Source organism: Roseburia sp. TF10-5 (assembly GCF_003462365.1).
GTDB classification, from domain to species: domain Bacteria; phylum Bacillota; class Clostridia; order Lachnospirales; family Lachnospiraceae; genus Roseburia; species Roseburia faecis.
Genome location: NZ_QTYW01000017.1, coordinates 51,018 through 74,501, shown reverse-complemented (window position 1 = coordinate 74,501; position 23,484 = coordinate 51,018). Strand labels below are relative to the sequence as shown.

Here is a 23,484-nt window from a genome sequence, read left to right as displayed (position 1 = left end):
ACACATGGAGCTGACTGTTACTAATAGGTCGAGGGCTTGATTAAAAAGCGGTTGAATCTGTATGAAGTTTTGAAAGTACAAATAATTTGATAGAAAGTTAGCAACGTACTTTGTCTACGTTGTTTTCTCATATAGGGGATTGGTCAAATGGTATGATAGGGGTCTCCAAAACCTTTGGTGGGAGTTCGATTCTCTCATCCCCTGTTCTTTAAAAACACCTAAACAGGTGTTTTTTCTTTATCATATATTTTTTCAGAAATTTATTCTCCACTAATTGTGTAAAATATAAATATTCGGGTGCATGTATAAAGTCCGTGTAAAGTCATTGCACATATTATATTTAGGGGTTTTAGGGGAATTTTCCCCTAACAAGGCGTATTTTGGACGTGTAGTCCAAAAATGCGTATCTTGCCAATGTACCCCTCTATTGTATTTTAGCTTGAAACTATTTTAATAAAGAAATATACTTATAATATGAGTATAGTATAAAGAGAAAAATAACGATGAGAATTATGTGAAAGCGAGGCGATGCGTGTGCTAATAAATACAGCAGAATATCTTTCTGTTATTGAAAACATCAAGAAAGAAATCAAGGATGCACAATACCGTGCAACGATTCATGTGAATTCAGATTTACTGCTCTTGTATTATGACATTGGAACGGTCATTAACGAATATAAAACATGGGGAAACAAATTCATTGATAATCTTTCTTATGATATTCAGATAGCTTTTCCAGAAAGAAAAGGGTATTCCGTCCGAAACCTGAAGTATATGGCGAAGTTTGCTGCCCGTTTTTCTGATAGAAAAATTGTGCAAGAGGTGCTTGCACAAATTACATGGTATCATAATATTGCTTTGATGGATAAGGTCAAAACTGCGGAAGAACATATCTGGTATGCAAATGCAACAGTAAAGAATGGCTGGTCTCGAAATGTTCTTGTCCATCAGATTGAAAGCAACTTGTATCAGCGACAGGTTCTGGCAGAAAAAGTCACAAATTTTGAACACCGTCTACCATCTCCACAGAGTGAACTTGCGGTGCAGACCATGAAAGACCCATATGTATTTGATTTCATTTCTTTCCGGGAAGATATGCGCGAACGGGATATTGAGCAGGCGCTGGTTCGGGAAGTCACAAAGCTACTTCTGGAGCTTGGAACAGGATTTGCATTCTTGGGAAATCAGTATCACTTGAATGTAGGTGGTGATGATTTTTACATTGATTTGCTGTTTTATAACTTGAACCTTCGTTGTTATGTTGTTATCGAATTGAAAACCGGTGACTTCAGACCCGAATACGCCGGGCAGTTAAATTTCTATCTTTCAGCCGTGGACGGCATTTTGAAGAAAGAGCAGGATAATCCATCTATTGGTTTGCTTCTGTGCAAAAGCAAGAATAATGTGGTTGCAGAATATTCGCTCAAAGATATTTCAAAGCTGATTGGTGTAAGCGAATACAAAATAACCAGCAGCCTGCCGGATGATCTGGAAAAGCAACTGCCGTCTGTTGAAGATATTCAGAAACGGATTAAATAAATCTGGTTTCAAAATTTGAAATAGGGATACCGGAATCTCGTTAACTTTATATCAGAGTGGTATATTTTTTTAAGATACAACTTCCGATAAGTTCGGATTAGGAAGAAAGTTTGTTTGGTGTCAATGGATAAATAAACTACCCAAACGTCATAGTGATTATCGGAAATTGAACTTTTATAAAGGAGAATTATATGAAAAAAACAAATAACAGCGTGCTTTCGCAATATCGGGGTGCGTTAATGGGAATATCCATCATATTGATTATAGTTTTTCATTTTACGGAGGACTGTCATTATTATTCCTATCATTTTAGTGGCTGGATTTCCTTCTTTTGGAGATATATTTCATCATCAAGTGTGGATGCTTTTTTATTCTTTTCTGGTCTGGGGTTATACTATTCCATGAAAAAAAGATCAGATGTTAGAAGTTTTTACATAAGAAGATTAAAAAGAATTCTGATTCCTTATTGCATCGTAGCCGTACCCTCTTATATTTTACTGGATGTCTGTGTAGATAAAACAGGATGGGGAGAAGCCATAAAAGACTTCACATTTATCACATTTTTCAGTGATGGAGACAGGCTTTACTGGTATATTGGACTTATGCTGTTATGCTATCTGATTTATCCCTATATCTTTCAGATTGTGGATAGCGCACGGGACGCAATAGATGGAGAGATCCGTCTGCTTTCTATTGTAAGTGCTATTACAGTATTAGCACTTGTAATTGCATTATATGAGAAAGATATGTTTGGAAATGTGAATATTGCTTTGCTTCGTCTGCCTGTTTTTATAGCGGGCTGTTTTTATGGCAGATCCAGCTATGAAAAAAGGGAAAGTTATTGGAAATGGTTGATTCTTTTTGCGTTATCCGGCTATTTGCTCACCATGCTTCCAAGTGGATCTCCTATTTTTGCAAGGTATGTGACCGGAATTTTTAATATCTCATGTTGTGCGGGAATTGCCTGGATCTTTTCCCAGTTATCTATGCGCCCGGTTATAAGAATACTGGAATGGTTTGGTGCTCATTCGCTGGAATTGTATCTGGTACATGTTACCATACGAAAATTTATGAAGGGAGCAGCATTTCATACATGCCATCTGCGTTACGAACTGGTGCTGGTATGCAGTTCCATTGTGATTGCATGGATACTTCAGATCCTTGTCCGGTATATAACAGATCATTTGCTTAAGGAAAAGAGGTAAGACATATGACCCTACAGCAGTTACATCAGGTAATTACGATTGCAGAAAGCCGTTCCATGAACGAAGCATCCCGAAAATTGTTTGTCTCACAGCCCAATCTGTCTGCGGTTGTGCGCGAACTGGAAGAAGAAGCAGGAATCACCATTTTTATCCGGTCCAACCGGGGAATCGTGCTTACACCAGAGGGAGAGGAATTTATCGGATATGCCAAGCAGGTCGTGGAGCAGTATCATTTGCTGGAATCCCGTTATATTTCGTCTGCATCCAAAAAAAAATTTTCCGTGTCTATGCAGCATTATACCTTTGCGGTCAAGGCATTTGTGGAAGTGGTCAAGGCGGTGGGAATGGAAGAATATGAATTTGCCGTGCATGAGACACAGACGAATCAGGTAATCGAAAATGTGCGTAACATGAAAAGTGAGCTGGGGATTCTTTTCCTGAGCAAATTTAATGAAGCAGTACTCCAGAAACTTTTCAAGGAAAATGATGTGATTTTTGAAGAACTGTTTACCTGTGACACCTATGTATATCTGTGGAAAGGACATCCGCTGGCACAAAGGGATGTAATTTCCATGAAAGAACTGCAGGAATATCCATGTCTTGTGTTCGAACAGGGGAAAAATAATTCCTTTTATTTTGCCGAAGAGATGAAAAGTACCTATGAATATAAGAAGATGATCCATGCGGATGACCGGGCGACCATGCTGAATCTGATGGTTGGGCTGAATGGTTATACGCTCTGTTCCGGGATTATCTGTGAAGAATTAAACGGAAATGATTATGCGGCAGTGCCGCTGGCAGAGAGCGAAAAGATGCGGATTGGCTATATCCGGCACAAGGGGATAAAGGTCAGTCCGATCGGAGAATTATATGTGGATATTCTGAAAAAAAGTGGGAAACCACTTTGATAAAAATAGTTTTCATCAAAAAATGCTTGTTTTGGTGATTGGAAAGGCAATTTTTTGGAGAAATTGCATAAGATAGCAGGTATAAATATAAATACACGAAAAAAAACGGTAAGAATCTGATGGAAACGGTTGCGCGATTACCGTCATTATGCAGGAAAAACCGGAGAAATGCGAAGTTTGCATAACTTTGACAGATGAGAAAAAAAGTGGCATAATCTTTTCTAAACTTGGGGATGATAATAAAAGTATGTTGTTTAAAGGTAGAAAGAGGTGTTGGATTATGTATGAAACTGTTAAAGTAATTCGGTTATCAGATATGGATGAAGTTAAGGATTTTGTACGTGCAGCAGGTGGTTGTGATTTTGATATTGATGTAAAATGCGACAGAACATTCATTGATGCAAAGTCATTGCTTGGTATGATTGGACTTGGCGTAAAAAAGAATCTTCAGGTTTGCTACGGTGGAAAGAATGAAAATTTCGAAAACGTAGTTGCTAAATTTGCAGTGGCATAATACAATTATTATATCGTGACTATGGAACTTTAAGTCCCGCTCCGTATTCCGGAGCGGGGCTTTTTATTGTAAAATAATGGAACAAATAAAAACTCGCTTCATACAACAGGAAAATACCCGCGGGAGAAAGGAGGTGTACATGCAGGAATTACATATCTCTGTGAGAAATCTGGTAGAGTTTATTTTCCGGGCAGGAGATATCGATAATCGTGCCGGAAAGCTGGCGAGTGCAGAGGCCATGATGGAAGGCAGCCGTATCCACCGGAAAATTCAAAAAAGCATGGACACCTCCTACCAGGCGGAAGTACCGCTGAAAATTGAATGGAAAGCCAACGATTACGTACTGGTCGTGGAAGGACGTGCAGACGGAATCGCCTATGGAAAATTTCAGCCGGATCTGCCGGCTGCGACGGAGTCTGTGCTGCAACCGGAGATGGAGTTTGCGGCGGAAATCCCTCCGGAAGAAGAAATCAGCTTCATCGATGAGATCAAGGGTGTATATAGAAACGTTGCGGCAATGGAACAGCCGGTCTACGTGCATAAAGCCCAGGCAATGTGCTATGCGTATATCTATGCGAAACAGAACCGTCTGGAGCGGATCGGCGTGCAGATGACCTACTGCAATCTGGATACCGAGGAAATTCGGTATTTCCGGGAGATTTATACATTTGAGACACTGACCGTGTGGTTTGGCCATCTGATCGAAGATTATCGGAAATGGGCAGACTGGCAGATCGCATGGAAAAAACAGCGGCAGGAGAGTATTCATACACTCGAGTTTCCATTTCCCTACCGGCAGGGACAAAAGAAGCTGGTTGCCGATGTTTACCGCACCATTCTGCGGGGGAAGAACCTGTTTATCGAAGCACCGACCGGAGTGGGCAAAACAATTTCCACAATCTTTCCGGCGGTAAAAGCAGTGGGAGAAGGGCTGGCAGACCGGATCTTTTATCTCACGGCAAAGACCATCACAGCAACTGTGGCAAAAGAAACGTTCGCCCTGTTGGAAGAACAGGGATACCGTGCCAAAGTCATCCAGATCACAGCCAAAGAAAAACTCTGCCTGTGTGAAGAGATGGACTGCAACCCGGTAAACTGTCCATATGCAAAGGGGCATTTTGACCGGGTGAACGATGCGGTGTTTGATCTCTTGCAGAAATCCAACCTGTTTACCAGAGAGGAAGTTTTAGCGCAGGCGAAAGAATATCAGGTGTGCCCGTTTGAGATGAGTCTGGATGTGGCAACCTGGGCAGACAATATTGTCTGTGATTACAATTACGTATTCGATCCGAATGTATATCTGAAACGTTTTTTTCAGGAGGGGATAAAGGGAGACTATCTGTTCCTGGTGGATGAGGCACATAACCTCGTGGATCGCAGCAGGGAGATGTACAGTGCCGATCTGTACAAAGAAGACGTGCTTGCAGTGAAGCGGATCATGAAAGCGCACAGCCGTACGATCTGCCGTATCCTGGACAAATGCAACAAAGCCATGCTGGAAATGAAACGTGAGTGTGAGCACTACCAGATTCTGGACAGTGTGGGAACGTTGACCTTCCACCTTATGCGGCTGGCCTCCCAGATGGATGAATTTTTGGAAAAACCGCGGGAATTTCCGGAGAAGAAAACGGTGCTGGATTTTTACTTTGCGCTGCGCAATTTCCTGAATATCTATGATCTGGTGGATGACCATTACGTGATCTACAGCCAGATGACGGAGGAAGGTCAGTTCCGGATCCGGCTCTTTTGCGTAGATCCGTCGGTCAATCTGCAAAAATGCATCGATAAAAGCAATTCCACGATCTTTTTCTCCGCAACGCTCCTGCCGATCGGATACTACAAGCGGCTACTTTCCACGGACGAGGATAACTATGCCATTTATGCGCAGAGTACGTTTGCCCAGACACAGAGACTTCTCGCATTTGGCCGGGATGTGAGCACAAAATATACGCGGAGGAACAGAAAAGAATACGAAAAAATCGCGGACTATATCGGTGCAGTCACAGAAGCACAGCAGGGAAATTACATGGTGTTTTTCCCGTCTTACCGGCTGATGCAGGATGTATATGAGGTCTTTGCCGGGAAGGCGGCCGATTCGTGCGAGATTCTGATGCAGCATAGTAATATGAAAGAACACGAAAGAGAAGCGTTTTTGGAAGAATTTGAAAAAGAGCGCCAGGGGACACTCGTTGCGTTCTGTGTGATGGGTGGAATTTTCGGGGAAGGCATTGATCTGAAAAACGACCAGCTGATCGGTGCCATCATCGTGGGAACCGGACTTCCGCAGGTCAGCGATGAACGTGAAATTTTAAAGAATTATTATGATGAGCGGGGATTGTCCGGATTTGACTATGCGTTCCGCTATCCGGGAATGAACAAAGTCCTGCAGGCAGCAGGGCGCGTGATCCGGACCAGCGAGGACCGCGGCGTGATCCTTCTGCTGGATGAACGTTTCCTGCAGCGCGAATACGGAGCGCTTTTTCCGAGAGAATGGGAAAAGAGAAGCGTCTGTGGTCTGCCGCAGCTGCGGGAAGAAGTGAGCCGGTTCTGGTCAGACGTCCGGGAGGAGCTTTAAAAACTCTTCGGTGGAGGCAGAAACCGGAAGGGTAGGGTTTAACGAAGCCACCAGCTGCCGCTGTGGGATCGTTTCCTGCGTGCGGACGAGGAAGAGATCCTCCGGCTTGTGTTTCAGACAAAAATCCGGGATAAAAGCAATTCCAAGACCGATGCGGGCCATGTCAATGAGCAGATCGTTGCTGCTGAGCTCTACCTGAGGTAGCAGTTCCAGCTGATGCTGCAGGAAAATGTGGTGCAGAAACTCACTCGTTGTGCTCTTGCGGTCTAACATCATGAGCGGATAGGTGCCAAGCTCCGAGAAAGGAACGATGCGGTCCGCCAGATCAAAATATGCCGGATTGGCGACGAACACATCCGAGAAAGAGCCAACCGTTTTCTGAATATAGGAAGGATTCAGATGCGGGTTTGGAAAATTTGTGATAATCAGATCTACCCGGCGCTGCTCTAACAGGTCTACACAGCCCATCGAGCTGGCATTGGTGATTTTAATCGGAACATCCGGGAATTTCCGATGGAATTTCTGCAGATACGGCAGAAGAAAATAGCGACAGATCGTGTCGCTGGCACCGATATGCAGCTGTCCTAAACCAAGAGAGCCGGATTCTAAAAGCTGGCTTTCGCCGCGTGAGATCAGATTCATGGCAGGTTCCACATGTTTCAGAAGCAGAGCACCGGCAGGAGTCAGCTGCACTTTTTTTGTGCTGCGGATAAAAAGCGGCTGTCCCAGCTTGCGCTCTAATGTTTTGATAGACTGGCTTACCGCTGACTGGGAGATAAACAGCTTCTTACTTGCATCCGAAAATGAGAGAGAGCTTGCAACATAATAGAAAACCTTGTATAATTCATAATTGATATCCATCGATCATATCCTCAGTAGTATAGTATAGTATAGGATATATTATATACCTTTCACAAAGGAGAGAAAAGGAGATTATCATGAAAAAGGGAATTTTGAAAACCTTATGCGGATTGATGGCGGCACTCATGCTGCTTGTGTTCGCAGGAACACCCGTTACAACTCAGGCAGCAAAACTGCCATATTACATTAAAATCAATCGTCAGCAGAACTGTGTGACCGTATATGCACTTGATTCCAAAGGCAAATATACCAAACCGGTCAAAGCATTTGCCTGCTCTGTCGGTGTCAACAATGCCACCCCGACAGGAACATTTTCGATTCCGGCAAAATACCGCTGGCATACACTTATGGGCGGTGTGTACGGACAGTATTGCAGCCGTATTCACGGTGGTGTGCTGTTCCACTCTGTGTTTTACAGTTCACAGGATCCGAGCAGGCTGGCATACAATTCTTATAACCGTCTGGGACAGACGGCATCCCACGGATGTGTCCGTCTGAATGTGGAAGATGCCAAGTGGATCTATGACAACTGCCCGGTAGGAACCAAAGTAACCATCTATGACAGCAAAGATCCGGGACCATTGGGCAAGCCTACCCCGATCCGTATTGATGTAAACAGTCCGTACCGCGGATGGGATCCGACCGATCCGGATCCGAGAAATCCATGGATGAAACTTCGCCCGACGATTAAGGGAATTGCGAATAAAACCATCGAGAGAACAAACAGCAAAGTAGATCTGAAAAAGGGTGTGAAAGCTACCGATTACAGAGGTAAGACACTTAAATTTACCGTTTCCGGAAAAGTCAATGCGGCAAAGACCGGAAAATATAAGATTACATACACCGCAAAAGATGCCAAAGGAAACAAGACCCAAAAGAGCATCGTAATTACCGTAAAAGATACGAAAGCACCATCCATCAGCCTGAAGCGAAAGACACTGACCTACAATAAAGCCGTTTCCAAAGAAAAACTGGTTTCTGCAATTAAGGCAGATGTAGTGGCAAAAGATCTGGGCAAAAAACTTGCGTCAAAATATGTTTTCGTGGATGCCAGAGAAGCACATAAGGCAGTTACCGCTATGGAAAGAGGAACCTATGGAACTTATAGCGTGACCGTATATGTCAAAGATGCGGCAGGAAATAAATCCAGAAAGCTGAAAGTAAAGATTAATTTTGTAAATCCAAACCCGGGTACCGATCAGCCGGATCAGCCGGAACCGGACACTCCGGGCGTTGTAACGGACAGTGCAATTACCGTACAGTAATTTCATAAGAACAGGTAATAGATATCGTAAGCGATATTAATTTTACTTAATTGTCAACCCATGATACAATAACATAAAGATCAATAGAATGCCCCCGAATACAGGGGGCATTCCGTTTCGCAAAAGAAGGAGGTAAATCCAATGGGCAATGTACGTCGTGTGTACGTAGAAAAGAAACCGGATTTTGCCGTAAAGGCAAAAGAATTAAAACATGAGGTAAAGCATTATCTCGGAATCGCTGCAGATCAGGTGCGTGTTCTGATCCGTTATGATGTGGAAAATGTATCGGATGCCACTTACCAGAAGGCATTGCAGACGGTATTTTCCGAGCCGCCAGTGGATGATATTTATGAGGAGAACTTTGACGCAGAAGGCGGAAACGTATTTTCCGTAGAATTCCTGCCGGGACAGTTCGACCAGAGAGCGGATTCCGCAGAGCAGTGCGTGAAGCTTTTAAATGAGGATGAGGAGCCGATCATCCGCAGCGCGACGACCTATGTGATCAAGGGTGACATCACAGAGGATGAGTTAGAGGCGATCAAAAAGTATTGTATCAATCCGGTAGATTCCCGTGAGACCGGTATGGACAAGCCGGATACCCTCGTACAGAATTTCGATGAGCCGGCAGACGTGGCAGTTTTCGACGGATTTATCGACATGGCAGAAGCACACTTAAAGGAACTGTACAGCTCTTTAAATCTTGCCATGACCTTTAAGGATTTCTTACATATCCAGAATTACTTCAAAAATACCGAGAAGCGGAATCCGTCCGTGACAGAGATCCGCGTGCTTGATACTTACTGGAGTGACCATTGCCGTCATACCACCTTTTCGACAGAACTTAAAAATGTGAAGTTTGATGAAGGATTTTACCAGGCACCAATCAAAAAGACTTACGAAGAATATCTGGATACCCACAAGAAACTGTATGCGGGACGCGATGACAAGTTTGTCTGCCTGATGGATCTGGCACTGCTTGCCATGAAACGTCTGAAAAAAGAAGGAAAACTTGCAGACCAGGAAGAATCTGACGAGATCAATGCATGTTCCATCGTGGTACCGGTGGAAGTAGATGGAAAGACAGAGGAGTGGCTTGTAAACTTTAAGAACGAGACACACAACCATCCGACCGAGATTGAGCCGTTCGGTGGTGCTGCTACCTGTTTAGGCGGAGCCATCCGTGATCCGCTTTCCGGAAGAACTTATGTGTATCAGGCAATGCGTGTGACCGGAGCCGCAGATCCAACCGTATCCGTAAAAGATACGATTGAGGGTAAGCTGCCACAGAAGAAGATCGTGCGCGAGGCAGCCAGAGGTTACAGCTCTTATGGAAACCAGATCGGACTGGCAACCGGATATGTCAAAGAAGTTTACCATCCGGATTATGTAGCAAAACGTATGGAGATCGGTGCTGTCATGGGTGCCGCACCGAGACGTGCCGTACAGAGACTGACCTCCGATCCGGGAGATAAGATTATCCTTCTGGGCGGACGTACCGGACGTGACGGTATCGGTGGAGCGACCGGTTCTTCCAAGGCGCACAATACAGAGTCCACATCGGTATGCGGTGCCGAGGTACAGAAAGGTAATGCACCGACTGAGCGTAAACTGCAGCGCCTGTTCCGCAGAGAAGAAGTCAGCCATATTATCAAAAAATGTAACGATTTCGGTGCCGGCGGTGTATCGGTAGCCATCGGTGAGCTTGCAGACGGACTGCGCGTGAATCTGGATAAAGTACCGAAGAAATATGCTGGTCTGGATGGAACGGAGATTGCAATCTCCGAGTCTCAGGAGCGTATGGCAGTGGTTGTCGCTCCGCAGGATGTCGAGCAGTTCCTTGCTTATGCAAAAGAAGAAAACCTTGAAGCAACCGAGGTGGCAGTTGTTACCGAGGAGCCGAGACTGATCTTAGAGTGGAGAGGAAAAGACATTGTCAATATTTCCCGTGCATTCCTCGATACCAATGGTGCGCATCAGGAAGCAGATGTCGAAGTCGAGATGCCAAAAGAGGAAGACAACTTCTTTAAAAAGATCGAACTTCCGAAAGTTGCAGATGCATTACAGAAAAACGACAACAAATCAGCATGGCTTGCCATGCTTGCGGATCTTAATGTATGTTCCCAGAAGGGACTTGTCGAGATGTTTGACGGTTCCATCGGTGCGGGAAGTGTCTACATGCCATACGGCGGCCGCTATCAGCTGACCGAGACACAGAGCATGGTTGCCAAACTTCCGGTTCTGAAAGGAAAATGCGATACCGTAACCATGATGTCCTACGGATTTGATCCGTACTTATCCTCCTGGAGTCCATACCACGGATCGGTATATGCCGTACTGGAATCCCTTTCCCGTATCGTGACCGCCGGTGGTGACTACAAGAAAGTACGCTTCACCTTTCAGGAGTATTTCCGCAGAATGAGTGAAGATCCAAAGAGATGGAGTCAGCCGTTTGCAGCACTGCTCGGTGCATTTGATGCACAGATCGGTTTTGGTCTGCCGTCCATCGGTGGAAAAGATTCCATGTCCGGAACCTTTAACGATATTGACGTGCCTCCGACACTGGTTTCTTTTGCAGTCGATGTGGCAAGAGAAAAAGACGTGATCACACCGGAACTGAAAGAAGCAGGAGATAAGCTGGTACTCTTTACGATCGAAAAGAACGCGTATGATCTGCCGGTATATGAACAGGTGATGAAACTGTATGATAAGATCCATGAACTGATTGGCAGGGGCGCAATCCGCAGTGCCTACGCACTGGACGGAAAAGGTCTGGCAGCAGCAGTCAGCAAGATGGCATTTGGTAACAAATTAGGTGTCACCATTGCAGAGGATGTCACAGCAGAAACATTATTTGCACCGGGATTTGGTAATATCGTTGCAGAAGTAAAAGAGGAGTTTCTTCCTATTATAAAAGAAGCATCCGGAGTTGTTGTCGGTGAAGTGAACGATGCACAGAAATTTGTATACAAAGAAATGTCACTTTCCATGGAGGAAGCAATTGCAGCCTGGGCCGGAACACTCGAAAGAGTCTTCCCAACCCGCGCAACCGAGGGCAAGGAAAAAGTGCAGAGTGATGTATATGATACCAAGAATATCTATGTATGCAAGAACAAAGTCGCAAAGCCGACCGTATTCATTCCGGTATTCCCTGGAACAAACTGTGAGTATGACAGTGCGAAAGCCTTTGAGCGTGCAGGTGCAAACACCATTGTAAAGGTATTCAAAAACCTGAGTGCAGCAGATATCCGTGATTCTGTCGATGCGTTTGTCAAGGCAATCGATCAGTCACAGATCATCATGTTCCCAGGTGGATTCTCCGCAGGAGATGAGCCGGAAGGATCTGCGAAGTTCTTTGCAACCGCATTCCGGAATGCAAAGATGACCGAGGCAGTAAGCAGGCTTCTTTCCGAGCGTGACGGACTGGCACTGGGTATCTGTAACGGATTCCAGGCACTGATCAAACTGGGACTGGTTCCTTACGGACAGATCCAGGCGCAGAGTGCGGATTCTCCGACACTGACCTACAATACCATCAACCGCCACATCAGCAAGATGGTATACACCAAGGTGGTAACCAATAAATCCCCATGGCTGCAGCAGGCAAAACTCGGCGCAACTTACTGCAATCCGGCATCCCATGGAGAGGGACGTTTCGTAGCTCCGAAGGAATGGCTGGATAAACTTTTCGCAAACGGACAGGTTGCCACCCAGTATGTCAATGAAGCCGGCGAGCCAACCATGGATGAAGAGTGGAATGTCAATGGTTCGTACATGGCAATCGAGGGTATCACTAGTCCGGATGGACGTGTACTCGGAAAGATGGCACACAGCGAGCGCCGCGGTGAGGCCGTTGCCATGAACATCTACGGAGAGCAGGATATGAAGATCTTCGAATCCGGAGTTGCTTACTTTAAATAGAATTGTTTATCTTCACGCGTAGTTTCACTCGAACTACGCGTGAAATAGTTTTAATAATAGAAAAAAGTGAAAAAACTCTTAAATGCTTAAGAAAATATTAAAGAATTTTTTCAATAAAATGTAATTTTGGTGTTGCAAAGATACAATACTTGGTGTATGATTGTCACGTAGAGTAGTTAAAAGAGTACTATAAATAGTACGACAAGTGATGAACTACTATCGAGGCTATGGAAACTGGAACTTGTTCCAGACAGACCTTACAATTACAGATACATATTAGAAATATAAGTCATCGGAACCTCAGCTTGCTGATCTTGATGCTGGACAATCAACGTTGATATCACACTCTACGCCGACGTCTGATGTACGAAAGTTTCTGGTTATTTATGATTTGTGTGTCTGCAGATGAAACTGACGATGGACTTAACAGTAAGACCGAGGAGGTCAGTGGAGGCAATTAGCGAGAACATTGGATTGGAAAAATCGTCCGCAGCGGTTTGGAAGAGAAGATGAAGGAACTTAAACGTGCAGGGTTAAACGAGTAGAAGAGATGGAAGTTAGTCAAAAAGAAAGAGAGGAAAAAACATGAAATCAAGCAAAAAAGTGTTAGCTTTTGCTCTCGCTGCAGCTATGGTTGTAACAGCAGTTCCTGCTACAAACGCACAGGCAGCTTCTACAGCAAAGCTTAGCGCAAAAAAGGCTACTGTTTATGTTGGTAGCTCAAAAACATTAACTGTTACTACACCTTCTAGCTGGAAGAGTGTTAAGACAACAGTTTCTAGCAGTGCAAAGAGCATCGCAAAGGTATCAAAGACTTCTACAAAGAAGGTAAAGGTTACCGCTGTTAAGGCTGGTAAGGCAAAAGTTACGGTTAAGGTAACTGCAAAGAAGAATGGCAAGAAAGTTTCTAAGACTCTTGCATCTAACATCACTGTAAAGGATTACAAGGTTCGTCTTGAAGATGCAACTGGTGCAACTGTTTCCGGAACAACAATCGCTGTTGTAGGAACACCTGTACAGTTCACAGCAAAGACAGCACCGGCAAAGGCTACAGTCACATATACTTCTAGTGATTCAGCAATTGCAACTGTAGATACTACTGGCAAGGTAACACCTGTAAAGGTTGGCAAGGTTACAATCACAGCTGCAACAGATAAGGCTTCTACTACTGCTGAAGTTGAAGTTAAGAACTATGCATTAGGCACAGTTTCCCAGACAAAGCTTACAGAGCTTACAGCTACTGTTGCTGGAAACACAAAGAACCTTAAGACCACTGATTTCACAGTAAAGAATACAACTTCAAATGTTGTTTATCCGGTATCTAAGGTATCTGTTGATTCTAAGGATGCAACAAAGGTTACATTAACACTGTTCAGCGAGTTAAGCGATGGTGCTAACTATGATGTGACACTTGACGGAACAACAAAGTCTTTCAAGGCTTCTGATGGAAAGGTTGCTTCTATCGCACTTGATAATGCAACAATCCCATATGCAACAGAGACAGAAGTAAAGCTTGTTTCTAAAGATGCTAACGGCGTTGTATTAAAAGAGCTGAAGACAACAGATGCAGATGCTCATTATACATTTACAATTGATACAAAGGGAAATGGATATACAAACGGTTCTAAGTTATACTTAAATAAGGTAAACGATACTGCTGAAGCAACGATCGAGTACAAGACAGGAAAGTATGACCAGAATGGTAAGGCAGAAGGAAACATCGGACCAAACAAGGTTACAATTACTGCTGTAGATCAGGCTGTTGTAAACGGATTTGATGTAAGAATTGACAAGGCTACGACAACTAAGTTCGATAAGGCTAAGGATTCTAAGAAGCTTGCTGTAAAGGATCCAACACAGTACGCTGCATTCCTTAAGATTAAAGATGCAAACGGTAACGAGATCAAAGATTACAACAAATATACAGTAGAGTCTTCTGACAAGGCTACATTAATGCTTGGAACATCTACTCTTGATCCTAATAAGCACAGTGTAAACGTAACTGCTGTTAAGGCTGGTACTGCTTACATCCTTATTAAGAAGGATAACAAGATTGTTGGTTCTGTAGCTGTTGAAATCGTAGCAGAAAGAACTGTTGCAACACTTGAGTTAGATTCTTACAATGTAACTCTTTCTAAGCAGTTAAAAAATACAAAGACTGTTACTGCAACTGTAAAGGATCAGTACGGTGATGATATTGCCGCTAATTTAAGCGTAGAGTGCTTATCTACAGATGTTTCTAACTTAAGCACATCTGCTGTAGCTGGAAGCACATATTACACAATCAACGGAAAGAAAGTAACTTTCAATAGTGAAAATGTTGCTGCTGGAAACTATGTTTACAAGATTTCTTACAAGAACAGTGATAACAAAGAAGTAGTTGCTAAGACTGTTTCTGTAGCTGTAAAGGATGCTAAGACTACCGTACCTGATGCTTGGAGAATTGAAGTTGATAACAACAATTTCGATCTGAAGGTTGACAAGGATACAACAGCTGATAAGAATATCGCAATCCAGGTTGTTGGTATGAAAGATGGCATTGATGTTAAGTATGAGACAATTAAGTCCATTTCTGTAAAGGATGCTAAGGGAAATGCTGTTGTAACAACAACAAGTGGTTCTGCTGTATTAGTAAAGGCTATTACAACAGCAACAAGTGGTTCCGCAATCGTTGCTGATAAGAAGCTTGCTACAGGAACATACTCTGTAAAGGCTACAATCACAAACAACGAAGGAAAAGATATTGAGCTTTCTACTACATTTACTGTAAAGGATACTCAGGATAAGGCTTCTGTTGATGTAAAGGATAACACTGTAGCTGGTGCTACTGTAGCTGATGCTGTAAAGAATGCACTTACTGTAACATACGGTGAGACAACATATAGCAGCCGTTCTGACAAGGCCGCAGCTGATCAGCCATTAGTTATTGCAGCTGTTGAAGGTATCAAGAACAACGGTGTTAAGTTCACATCTGGAACTCAGACTGTTGCATCTGGTGAATATTTCACAATTACTAAGCTTGCTGTAACTGTAAAGGTTGACGGAAATGTTTATACAAACATGGAAGTTTCTGTACCAGGAGCAATCACAATCAAATAATTTTGGTTTGATGAATAGGTAAAAAAGAGAGTCGCGTTTCGCGGCTCTCTTTCTTTAATTTGTGCGCCTTGCGGCGCACGTTTCTAATGGGTGAAAGTCCCTAATCCGCCCTAGTAGTGGGAAGGATATAGCCAAGACCAAGGGTGTCCTATTCATAGCAGCGATTATGATTAACGTGAGGGGAATCTGAAGGAAGGTGGCGGCAAATCTCTGGTCTGACGAACAGAAATCACATCAGGCTATAGCTAAGGATAAGGTTGCAATACAAACTATGCAGAAGTGTTCGACTACTCTAAGATTACTGAAAAGAGCGGTGTCATCACAGACTATTGGACGAACAATCTTTTGGATTTGATTTTGCGAAAGGACAATCTTAATGAAGCCTACAAACAAGTTAAGAGAAACAAGGGAAAAGGTGGAATTGATGGTATGCAGGTGGATGAACTTCTGCCCTTCCTAAGAGAAAACCAAGAAACCCTAATCCAAGAGATAAGGGAAGGAAGATATAAGCCGAACCCAGTTCGAAGGGTAGAAATACCCAAGGAAGCAAAAGGCGAGTTTCGAAAGCTAGGAGTTCCTACTGTTGTCGACAGAGTAATTCAACAGGCAATAGCACAGGAACTATCGCCAATCTTTGAGGAACAATTCTCGGAGAATAGTTTTGGTTTTAGACCGAAAAGAGGAGCACACGATGCCCTCAGATAATGCCAAAAGAATGTAAATGACGGCTACGTATATGTGGTGGATATGGACTTGGAAAAGTTCTTCGACACAGTATGTCAGAGTAAACTCATTGAGGTATTGTCACGAAGCATCAAGTATGTCAGAGTAATTTCACTGATACACAAATATCTAAATGCGGGAGTTATAGAAAATGGAGTGAATTTATAAAGGAACAATGTTCAGGACTAATTGATGTGGAATCTAATGTTCCGGAAAAAGAATTCCCCTGCCGCATAGGTAGCAGAGGAAGTGAAAGTAAATGGTAGTCGTTTACTGCTTTAACTGAATTCAGGAATATGGTAGGCGGTGTGTTATTCATCGCTTACAATAAAATTGTATTTTAAAGGAGAATCCGCTATACTGTAACTATTAGAAGAAGCAACGAATAGGTTGGAGGCTTTTATGGAGCAGCGATTAAAATTACCTGTAGGAATCGAATTTTTTGATGAAATTCGGACATCCGGCTACTATTATATTGATAAAACAAAATTGATCGAACAATTATTACAGAACATGGGGAAAGTCAGCCTGTTCACACGCCCACGCCGTTTCGGGAAAACGCTGAACATGAGCATGCTGAAATGCTTTTTTGAGATCGGAACCGCCCCTGCTCTGTTTGACGGACTTTATATTTCAGACAACAAAGAACTGTGTGATACCTATATGGGGAAATATCCGGTTATTTTTCTTTCATTGAAAGGTGTTGAGGGATTGACATTTGAGGAAGCAAAATACCGTCTGATAGAGCTGATCGGTACAGAAGCTGAAAGATTTGCATTTTTAGACGATAGCGATCGGCTTTCTGCAAATGAGAAAGAAAAATACCGTGCCTTAATTGCTTTGAACAATGGAAAATATGCCATGGAGGAAGGGCTTCTCATATCCAGCATTCAATTGCTGTCAAAACTTTTATACCAGCACTATGGACAGAAAACAGTAATACTCATTGACGAGTACGATGTACCACTGGATAAAGCATTCCAGAATGGCTATTACCGGGAAATGGTATCTCTGATCCGCGGACTTTTAGGTCAGGCTTTGAAAACCAATACTTCCCTTCAGTTTGCGGTTCTGACCGGCTGTTTACGTATTTCAAAGGAAAGTATTTTTACTGGTTTGAACAATTTCAAAATCCTGTCAATTGATGATGCACGATATGATGAACAATTCGGCTTTACGGATGCAGAGGTGTCTGACCTTTTGGAAGATTATGATTTGTCTGGACACTTTGCGGAAATAAAGGAATGGTACGATGGTTATCATTTTGGAAATGCTGATATCTATTGCCCTTGGGACGTGATAAATCATGTGGATCATTTATTGCAGGAGCCAGATGTCTGTCCACAGGCATACTGGATCAACAGCATCGGAAATGATTTAGTTAAGCGGTTTGTAGACAAAGCAGACAAAACCACACGCGACGAGATTGAGCAGCTGATTGCGGGTAATGCAATAGAAAAACGCATCCGTCTGGAACTTACCTATGATGAGATTGAAAACAGTATTGATAATCTCTGGAGTGTCCTGTTTACCACAGGATACCTGACACAGGTTGGAAAAGCGGTTGATGGTGTTTACCGGCTGGTCATCCCAAACAAAGAAGTGCGGGAAGTGTTTGTATTCCAGATACAGGAATGGTTCCGTCAGACGATTGTAGAAGACGCAAAACCAATGCAGGAACTGTGCCGGGCATTTTTAGATGGGGATGCAGAAAAAATACAAAAACACCTGACGCAGATTCTTGGCCGGATGATCAGTATTTTAGATACCAAAGCTCGTGATGAACAGAAGGAAAACTTTTATCACGGCCTGTTGCTAGGTCTGCTGCGGAGTGAACGTGACTGGCTGATCCGCTCTAATGTGGAATCTGGAGACGGTTTCTGTGATATTCTGATTGAGCCGGAAGATCCGGATTCAGGAATGGTCATCGAATTGAAATATGCTGCGACATTCCGGGAACTGGACAGTGCCTGCGAAAAAGCAATGCAGCAGATCCAAGATCGCAGATATGACGAAGCCCTGCGGAATGATGGCAGGGAAAATATTCTGGCATATGGCATAGCTTTTTGTAAAAAGCGCTGTAAAGTCGTTTGTGAAAAACTCTAAAGATTGTGTCAAAAATAACTATCTCCTATAAAAAAGAAATGCTAACATAAGCTTGATATTGGCATTTCTTTTTCAAATTCTTTCACGGAAAGATTTAGTTTTTGAACTCCTCGCCTGTGAAAAAATCTTTGTAAATTGAACAAAATGAACAAGGGGTGACACAATAAACACTGACTTTATTGTGTCACCCCCTTGCGTCTTAAACATGGGTTATTACGGATTACAGAAGTTTTCTTAGCATGATAGCAGAATCCACAGATTCTTTCTCCATTCCATCTGCAACTAACTGTTCCGGAGTTTTTCCTTCTTTCAGTTTCTGAACGATCTCGAGCAAGGTTTTCCTTTCTTCTGAACGACCTTCCGCAAGTCCTTCCTCCCGGCCTTCCTCTCGGAGAACATCTTCATATTTCTTTTCATCAAATTCAGTAAGACACATATCACACACCTCCCTGCGATGCTGTTCCAAAAAATCTCTAAGAATATTTTCCTCTATGCATTCCCTGACGGTAAGATCAATGTCTTCTTTTAATTCCATGGAATCCCGGTATTTTTTGATCTTTGCAACAAAGACCGCATACTCATATAAAACATGGCAGCTGTCCATGATGGACTGATTTTTTCCACTGTTTATGTTAATCATTGTGGCGGTCCATTCATATTCACCAGCTCCGGTATCTGTTTCAAAAGCATCTGATAACCGTAGAATCCTTCTTTCTTCTGCAAGCTCCTTTTCGCTTCCGTTGTAAAATACAATATAATGAGGACGCGGAATTTTCAACAGATGCTTGCTATACAGCCGCTCGGATCGGTGAATTAGTTTCCGGTACAGATCCGCATAATACAAAAATCCACGGAGTGGCATATTGGGGTTATAGGAACTCTGATGTTCGTAAAGACTCAAGGTTTTGTCGATTAGAAATGAAACATCATTTTTGTATTTCATGTAAATAACATCTTCCAGGGTCGTATACTCCAGATCATCCGGATTCGTATATGCGGTACCGTTTACCGCATTATACAGACTCAGAGCATTTTCTCTGTTTTCACCAAACAGTTTTCGAAATACGGTGTCCTTATATTTTTTATTTACATGAATGTCATCATTTGTTTTGTCATCAAATGCAGGGATTCCTTTCTTTAAAATCCTTTGTTTATCTACCTACATTATAGCATATGGCACAGAGATCACAACTGAAACAATTTGTCACTTGTCTGTCGCTTATCTATTGATTGATTGTTTGTTACTTGTAGCGATAATTTCGCCTAAAAAACTATTTGTAAATCCAGTATTTCCAACACTTCCGTGGAAAATACCAGCGGTATTTCCGGTTAAGGTAACTTACAAGACTTCTACAAAGAAGACTGCTAAGACACAGACAAAGAAGCTGAATTACACATTTACAGTAGCTAAGGCAAGCGTTGCTTTATCTGGCGATTCAGCAGTTGCAGTTGGAAACACAACTAAGCTGACAACTACAAAGAAGGCTTCTGACAGAGCTAAGATTACTTACACATCCAGTGATGAAACAGTAGCTACAGTAGCTGCTGACGGTACAGTAACTGGTGTTAAGGCTACAATCACAGCTAAGCTTACAATTGGTAAAGATACAGCTACTCATGAAGTAGAAGTAAAGAACTATGTTCTTTCTACTGTAGGACAAAGCAAGTTAACAGAGCTTACAGCTACTGTTACTGTTACTGGTGATACAAAGAACCTTAAGGCTTCTGATTTTACAGTAAAGAATGAGACAACAAACGTTGTTTATCCAGTATCCAAGGTATCTGTTGATTCTAAGGATGCAACAAAGGTTACATTGACACTGTTCAGCGAGTTAAATGATGCTGCTAATTATGATGTAACACTTGATGGAACAACAAAGTCTTTCAAGGCTTCTGATGGAAAGGTTGCTTCTATCGCACTTGACCAGGCAACAATCCCATATGCAACAGAGACAGAAGTAAAACTTGTTTCTAAGGATGTTAACGGCGTTGTATTAAAAGAACTTACTACAACCGATGCTGCATCTGATGCAAACTATAATTTTACAATTGATACAAAGGGAAATGGTTATACAAACGGTTCTAAGTTATACTTAAATAAGGTAAACGATACTGCTGAAGCAACAATCGAGTACAAGACCGGAAAGTATGACCAGAATAGCAAGGCAGAAGGAAACATCGGACCAAACAAGGTTACAGTTACTGCTGTAGATCAGGTTGCTGTAAGTGGATTCGCTGTAAGAATTGATGACTCTGGAAAGTCTTCTTTCGATAAAGCAACAAATATTTGAAATATATCTTTACATTTTATTCATCTGTAAAACTCATGTTTTTTGTATATATTGACTGGATCATATAAATATTTTCCATTAGCATTTGATTTTCATCAAATACGATGTCCTTTAAATTTGAAAAAATTTAAGGATGTGTTGCAGTAACGATTTAAACCCAAATTAGAGATTTTAGTATTCTGAATAAAGAAAGAGAGCCGCTTTAAGCGACTCTCTTTTCTTACCACTTACAAAATACAATTATCTAGTAAATGTTGTGTTAATTGTTACAGGAACAGTATATGTAATATTCTTGCTATTAGTTACATATACACTTGCCTTTGCGATGTAAGTAGAAGCACCTACTGTCTTGCAATCATTGCCATTGACTACGAATGTAGGATTATTTAACTTCTTTCCATCATATGTTACTTCACAAGTCTCAGCTAAGATATCTGCTGCATTTGTCTTTGTAGTTGTCTTCTTTGTAATATTAACGCTTGCAGAAGCCTGAGTATCTACAACAGAGAATGTTGTTGTAAAGGTCTTCTTTGCAGTCTTAACAGTTACAGCATATGTCTTACCTGCATCAAGGTTCTTAGATACGGTAGCTGCTCCGCAAGATACAACTGAGATAGATGCACCTGTTGTAGATGTTGTAACAACAGACTGCTTATCATTATTGATTTCATATGTGGCATTATCTACATAACCAATCTGTGCACCTGCATCGTATGCAGCAACTCTTACAGTAACATTCTTAGCAGCCTTTTCTGCATCGGCATCATCAGCTACAGCCATGTCTACCTTGCCATCTTTTACACCAGATACTTCAAGTCTTAAATCAGAAGCCTTTGTCACATCATCATTGGTTTTAACTACTTTTACAGTAAAGTAACGGTTAATAGTTACATCACCATTTTTCACTTCAACCTTAACAGTATATGTTTTTCCTGCTTCAGCAGCAGCTGTTGCGACTACCTTTACATCATTGCCATCACGGGTTGCACTGATAGCCTTATCAGCATCAGATGTTGCACCACTTAAAATAATTTTAGAGGCAGTAGTAATGTCATTATTATACTGATCAACGGCCTTAACACTTACTTTGTTATCAACAGAAGCTGTCTTAGAAATTGTAATAGCAGTATTTCCAAGTGTTACATTTGTAAGCTTACTAGAAGCAGTTACACTTACAGCTAAAGATTTAACAACTTTTCCATCTTTATCTAATACATTGATATAAGCAGCTCCTTCTTTGATTCCTTTTACAGAAACAGGTGTTGTGCTGTTTATCAATGTTGTCTTAGGAAGTAACAGAATAGAATCATCACTGGAAACTACAGAGTAATCAGAGTAGTTTGAAATTTCTTTTCCGTCAGATCCAACAAATTTGAAATATGCATTCTTGCTAGATCCAATTGCTAACTGATTTGTTGTTTTATCTTTATCCCAATTAGGTGCCTTATCTGCAAAAGTCATATTGAATCCGGTTGTTGTAATTGCATTCTCAGCTACAGCTGTGATATCAACCTTCTTTGTATATGCTCCAACTTCGTTTCCGTTTGTATCGAACTTATAAGTATGATACTTAACTTCTGCTGTTCCCTTGTTTCCTACAGTCGGAAGAACAAGCTTATCGCCGTCTACATATCCCTGTGTTGTAGAAAGATTTAACTCTGCATTCTTTCCAGAAGCTTCAGAAGCCTTAAACTCATCAATGATGATATTATTTTTATCAACAGTCTGACCCTTGATCTCAGTTCCCTTTGTGTTTGCTGCGATTGTAACAGGTGTTACGTTTACATCTGAAACAACACCATCAGTAGCTGTGAAGGTCTGAACGGTTCCGTCAAGTTCTACATTGTACTTAGCTGCATCTTTCATATCAGCAAATGTCTCAACAGTAACCTTTGTAGCGTCAGCCTTGTCAACAGATACGCTCTTAACAGCAATTGCATTGTTGTTTGCTGTGTTTGTGATCTTGATGTCTGCTGGCTTAATGTCAGATGTCTTACCAAGAACAACAGTCTCTAAAGTATTTGCCTTAGTCTGTGCTACAGACTTAAGAACGTAGTTCTTAACTTCAACTTCAGCAGTAGTAGAAGCCTTATCTGTTGCAGCTGTGATTGTAACCTTGCCAACCTTTACAGGTGTTACCTTGCCAGTAGTATCTACAGTTGCAATTGCTGAATCACTAGAAGTATATGTGACTGTAGCCTTTGCCGGTGCTGTCTTTGCTGTGAACTGTACAGGTGTTCCTACAACAGCGATTGTTGTTCCGGAAACAGTTGCACCAGTTGCATCTTCAAGACGAACCTTGTAATCCTTTACAGTGATGTTAGATGCAAGAGTCTTAGAAACTTTCTTGCCATTCTTCTTTGCAGTTACCTTAACCGTAAATACCGCTGGTATTGTTTTGAAAAATGCCGGAAATACTGGGCTGGAAAGCAGTATTTGACAGTCCGTTGCTTCCGTAAGTAACACGTAATAAACACAAA

14 protein-coding genes and 1 tRNA gene are annotated in these 23,484 nt (G+C 42.2%); 12 read left to right on the top strand and 3 right to left on the bottom strand.

Annotated elements, in window-relative coordinates; all coding sequences use genetic code 11:
- Positions 1 to 133 precede the first annotated feature (133 nt).
- The 6 genes from DXD06_RS13540 (at position 134) to DXD06_RS13515 (ending at position 6,741) form a co-directional block, all read left to right on the top strand.
- Positions 134 to 204: transfer RNA gene (locus DXD06_RS13540), tRNA-Trp, on the top strand.
- 336 nt (positions 205 to 540) lie between these two features.
- A complete protein-coding gene (locus DXD06_RS13535; protein ID WP_117832503.1) occupies positions 541 to 1,539 on the top strand; it encodes a PDDEXK nuclease domain-containing protein in 999 nt (332 codons plus the stop codon).
- A gap of 191 nt (positions 1,540 to 1,730) precedes the next feature.
- On the top strand, positions 1,731 to 2,744 hold the full coding sequence (locus DXD06_RS13530; RefSeq protein WP_117832495.1) for an acyltransferase family protein: 1,014 nt from the start codon (positions 1,731 to 1,733) through the stop codon (positions 2,742 to 2,744).
- 5 nt (positions 2,745 to 2,749) lie between these two features.
- Positions 2,750 to 3,652, top strand: coding sequence for a LysR family transcriptional regulator (locus DXD06_RS13525; protein WP_055264444.1), 903 nt, complete (start codon positions 2,750 to 2,752; stop codon positions 3,650 to 3,652).
- A gap of 280 nt (positions 3,653 to 3,932) precedes the next feature.
- Positions 3,933 to 4,166: an HPr family phosphocarrier protein gene (locus tag DXD06_RS13520; protein ID WP_055068112.1), complete on the top strand. Its 234-nt coding sequence runs from the start codon at positions 3,933 to 3,935 to the stop codon at positions 4,164 to 4,166.
- A gap of 139 nt (positions 4,167 to 4,305) precedes the next feature.
- Entirely contained in the window at positions 4,306 to 6,741 is a 2,436-nt protein-coding gene (locus tag DXD06_RS13515) for an ATP-dependent DNA helicase (RefSeq protein ID WP_117832493.1), read from the top strand.
- Here the strand turns inward: DXD06_RS13515 and DXD06_RS13510 are convergent.
- Positions 6,718 to 7,602 (bottom strand): LysR family transcriptional regulator, encoded by an 885-nt coding sequence (locus tag DXD06_RS13510; protein ID WP_055264448.1) that lies wholly within the window; start codon positions 7,600 to 7,602, stop codon positions 6,718 to 6,720. The two genes, DXD06_RS13515 and DXD06_RS13510, sit on opposite strands and share 24 nt — an antisense overlap.
- Positions 7,603 to 7,679: 77 nt before the next feature.
- Here DXD06_RS13510 and DXD06_RS13505 point away from each other — a divergent pair, with 77 nt between their 5' ends.
- The 5 genes from DXD06_RS13505 to DXD06_RS13485 all read left to right on the top strand — a co-directional run bounded on the left by DXD06_RS13505 (position 7,680) and on the right by DXD06_RS13485 (position 18,713).
- Positions 7,680 to 8,867 carry a L,D-transpeptidase family protein gene (locus DXD06_RS13505; protein WP_117832491.1) on the top strand — a complete coding sequence of 396 codons (1,188 nt, stop codon included), beginning with the start codon at positions 7,680 to 7,682 and terminating at the stop codon, positions 8,865 to 8,867.
- A gap of 141 nt (positions 8,868 to 9,008) precedes the next feature.
- A complete protein-coding gene (locus tag DXD06_RS13500; protein ID WP_117832489.1) occupies positions 9,009 to 12,785 on the top strand; it encodes a phosphoribosylformylglycinamidine synthase in 3,777 nt (1,258 codons plus the stop codon).
- Positions 12,786 to 13,370: 585 nt separating this feature from the next.
- Complete coding sequence (locus tag DXD06_RS13495; protein ID WP_117832487.1) at positions 13,371 to 15,884, top strand: Ig-like domain-containing protein; 2,514 nt, start codon at positions 13,371 to 13,373, stop codon at positions 15,882 to 15,884.
- Between the two features lie 345 nt (positions 15,885 to 16,229).
- Positions 16,230 to 16,589 (top strand): reverse transcriptase domain-containing protein, encoded by a 360-nt coding sequence (locus tag DXD06_RS17895; RefSeq protein WP_330418215.1) that lies wholly within the window; start codon positions 16,230 to 16,232, stop codon positions 16,587 to 16,589.
- Between the two features lie 420 nt (positions 16,590 to 17,009).
- Positions 17,010 to 18,713, top strand: a complete 1,704-nt coding sequence (locus tag DXD06_RS13485; RefSeq protein WP_117832485.1) for an AAA family ATPase — start codon at positions 17,010 to 17,012, stop codon at positions 18,711 to 18,713.
- 220 nt (positions 18,714 to 18,933) lie between these two features.
- On the opposite strand, the gene DXD06_RS13480 is transcribed toward DXD06_RS13485, so the two are convergent.
- The gene (locus tag DXD06_RS13480; RefSeq protein WP_199535229.1) at positions 18,934 to 19,656 is read right to left on the bottom strand and encodes a hypothetical protein; all 723 of its coding nucleotides are present in this window, start codon (positions 19,654 to 19,656) and stop codon (positions 18,934 to 18,936) included.
- Positions 19,657 to 19,951: 295 nt separating this feature from the next.
- Here DXD06_RS13480 and DXD06_RS13475 point away from each other — a divergent pair, with 295 nt between their 5' ends.
- Positions 19,952 to 21,004 (top strand): Ig-like domain-containing protein, encoded by a 1,053-nt coding sequence (locus DXD06_RS13475; RefSeq protein WP_199535228.1) that lies wholly within the window; start codon positions 19,952 to 19,954, stop codon positions 21,002 to 21,004.
- A gap of 240 nt (positions 21,005 to 21,244) precedes the next feature.
- On the opposite strand, the gene DXD06_RS13470 is transcribed toward DXD06_RS13475, so the two are convergent.
- Entirely contained in the window at positions 21,245 to 23,470 is a 2,226-nt protein-coding gene (locus DXD06_RS13470; RefSeq protein ID WP_243001089.1) for an Ig-like domain-containing protein, read from the bottom strand.
- Between the last annotated feature and the right edge of the window lie 14 nt (positions 23,471 to 23,484).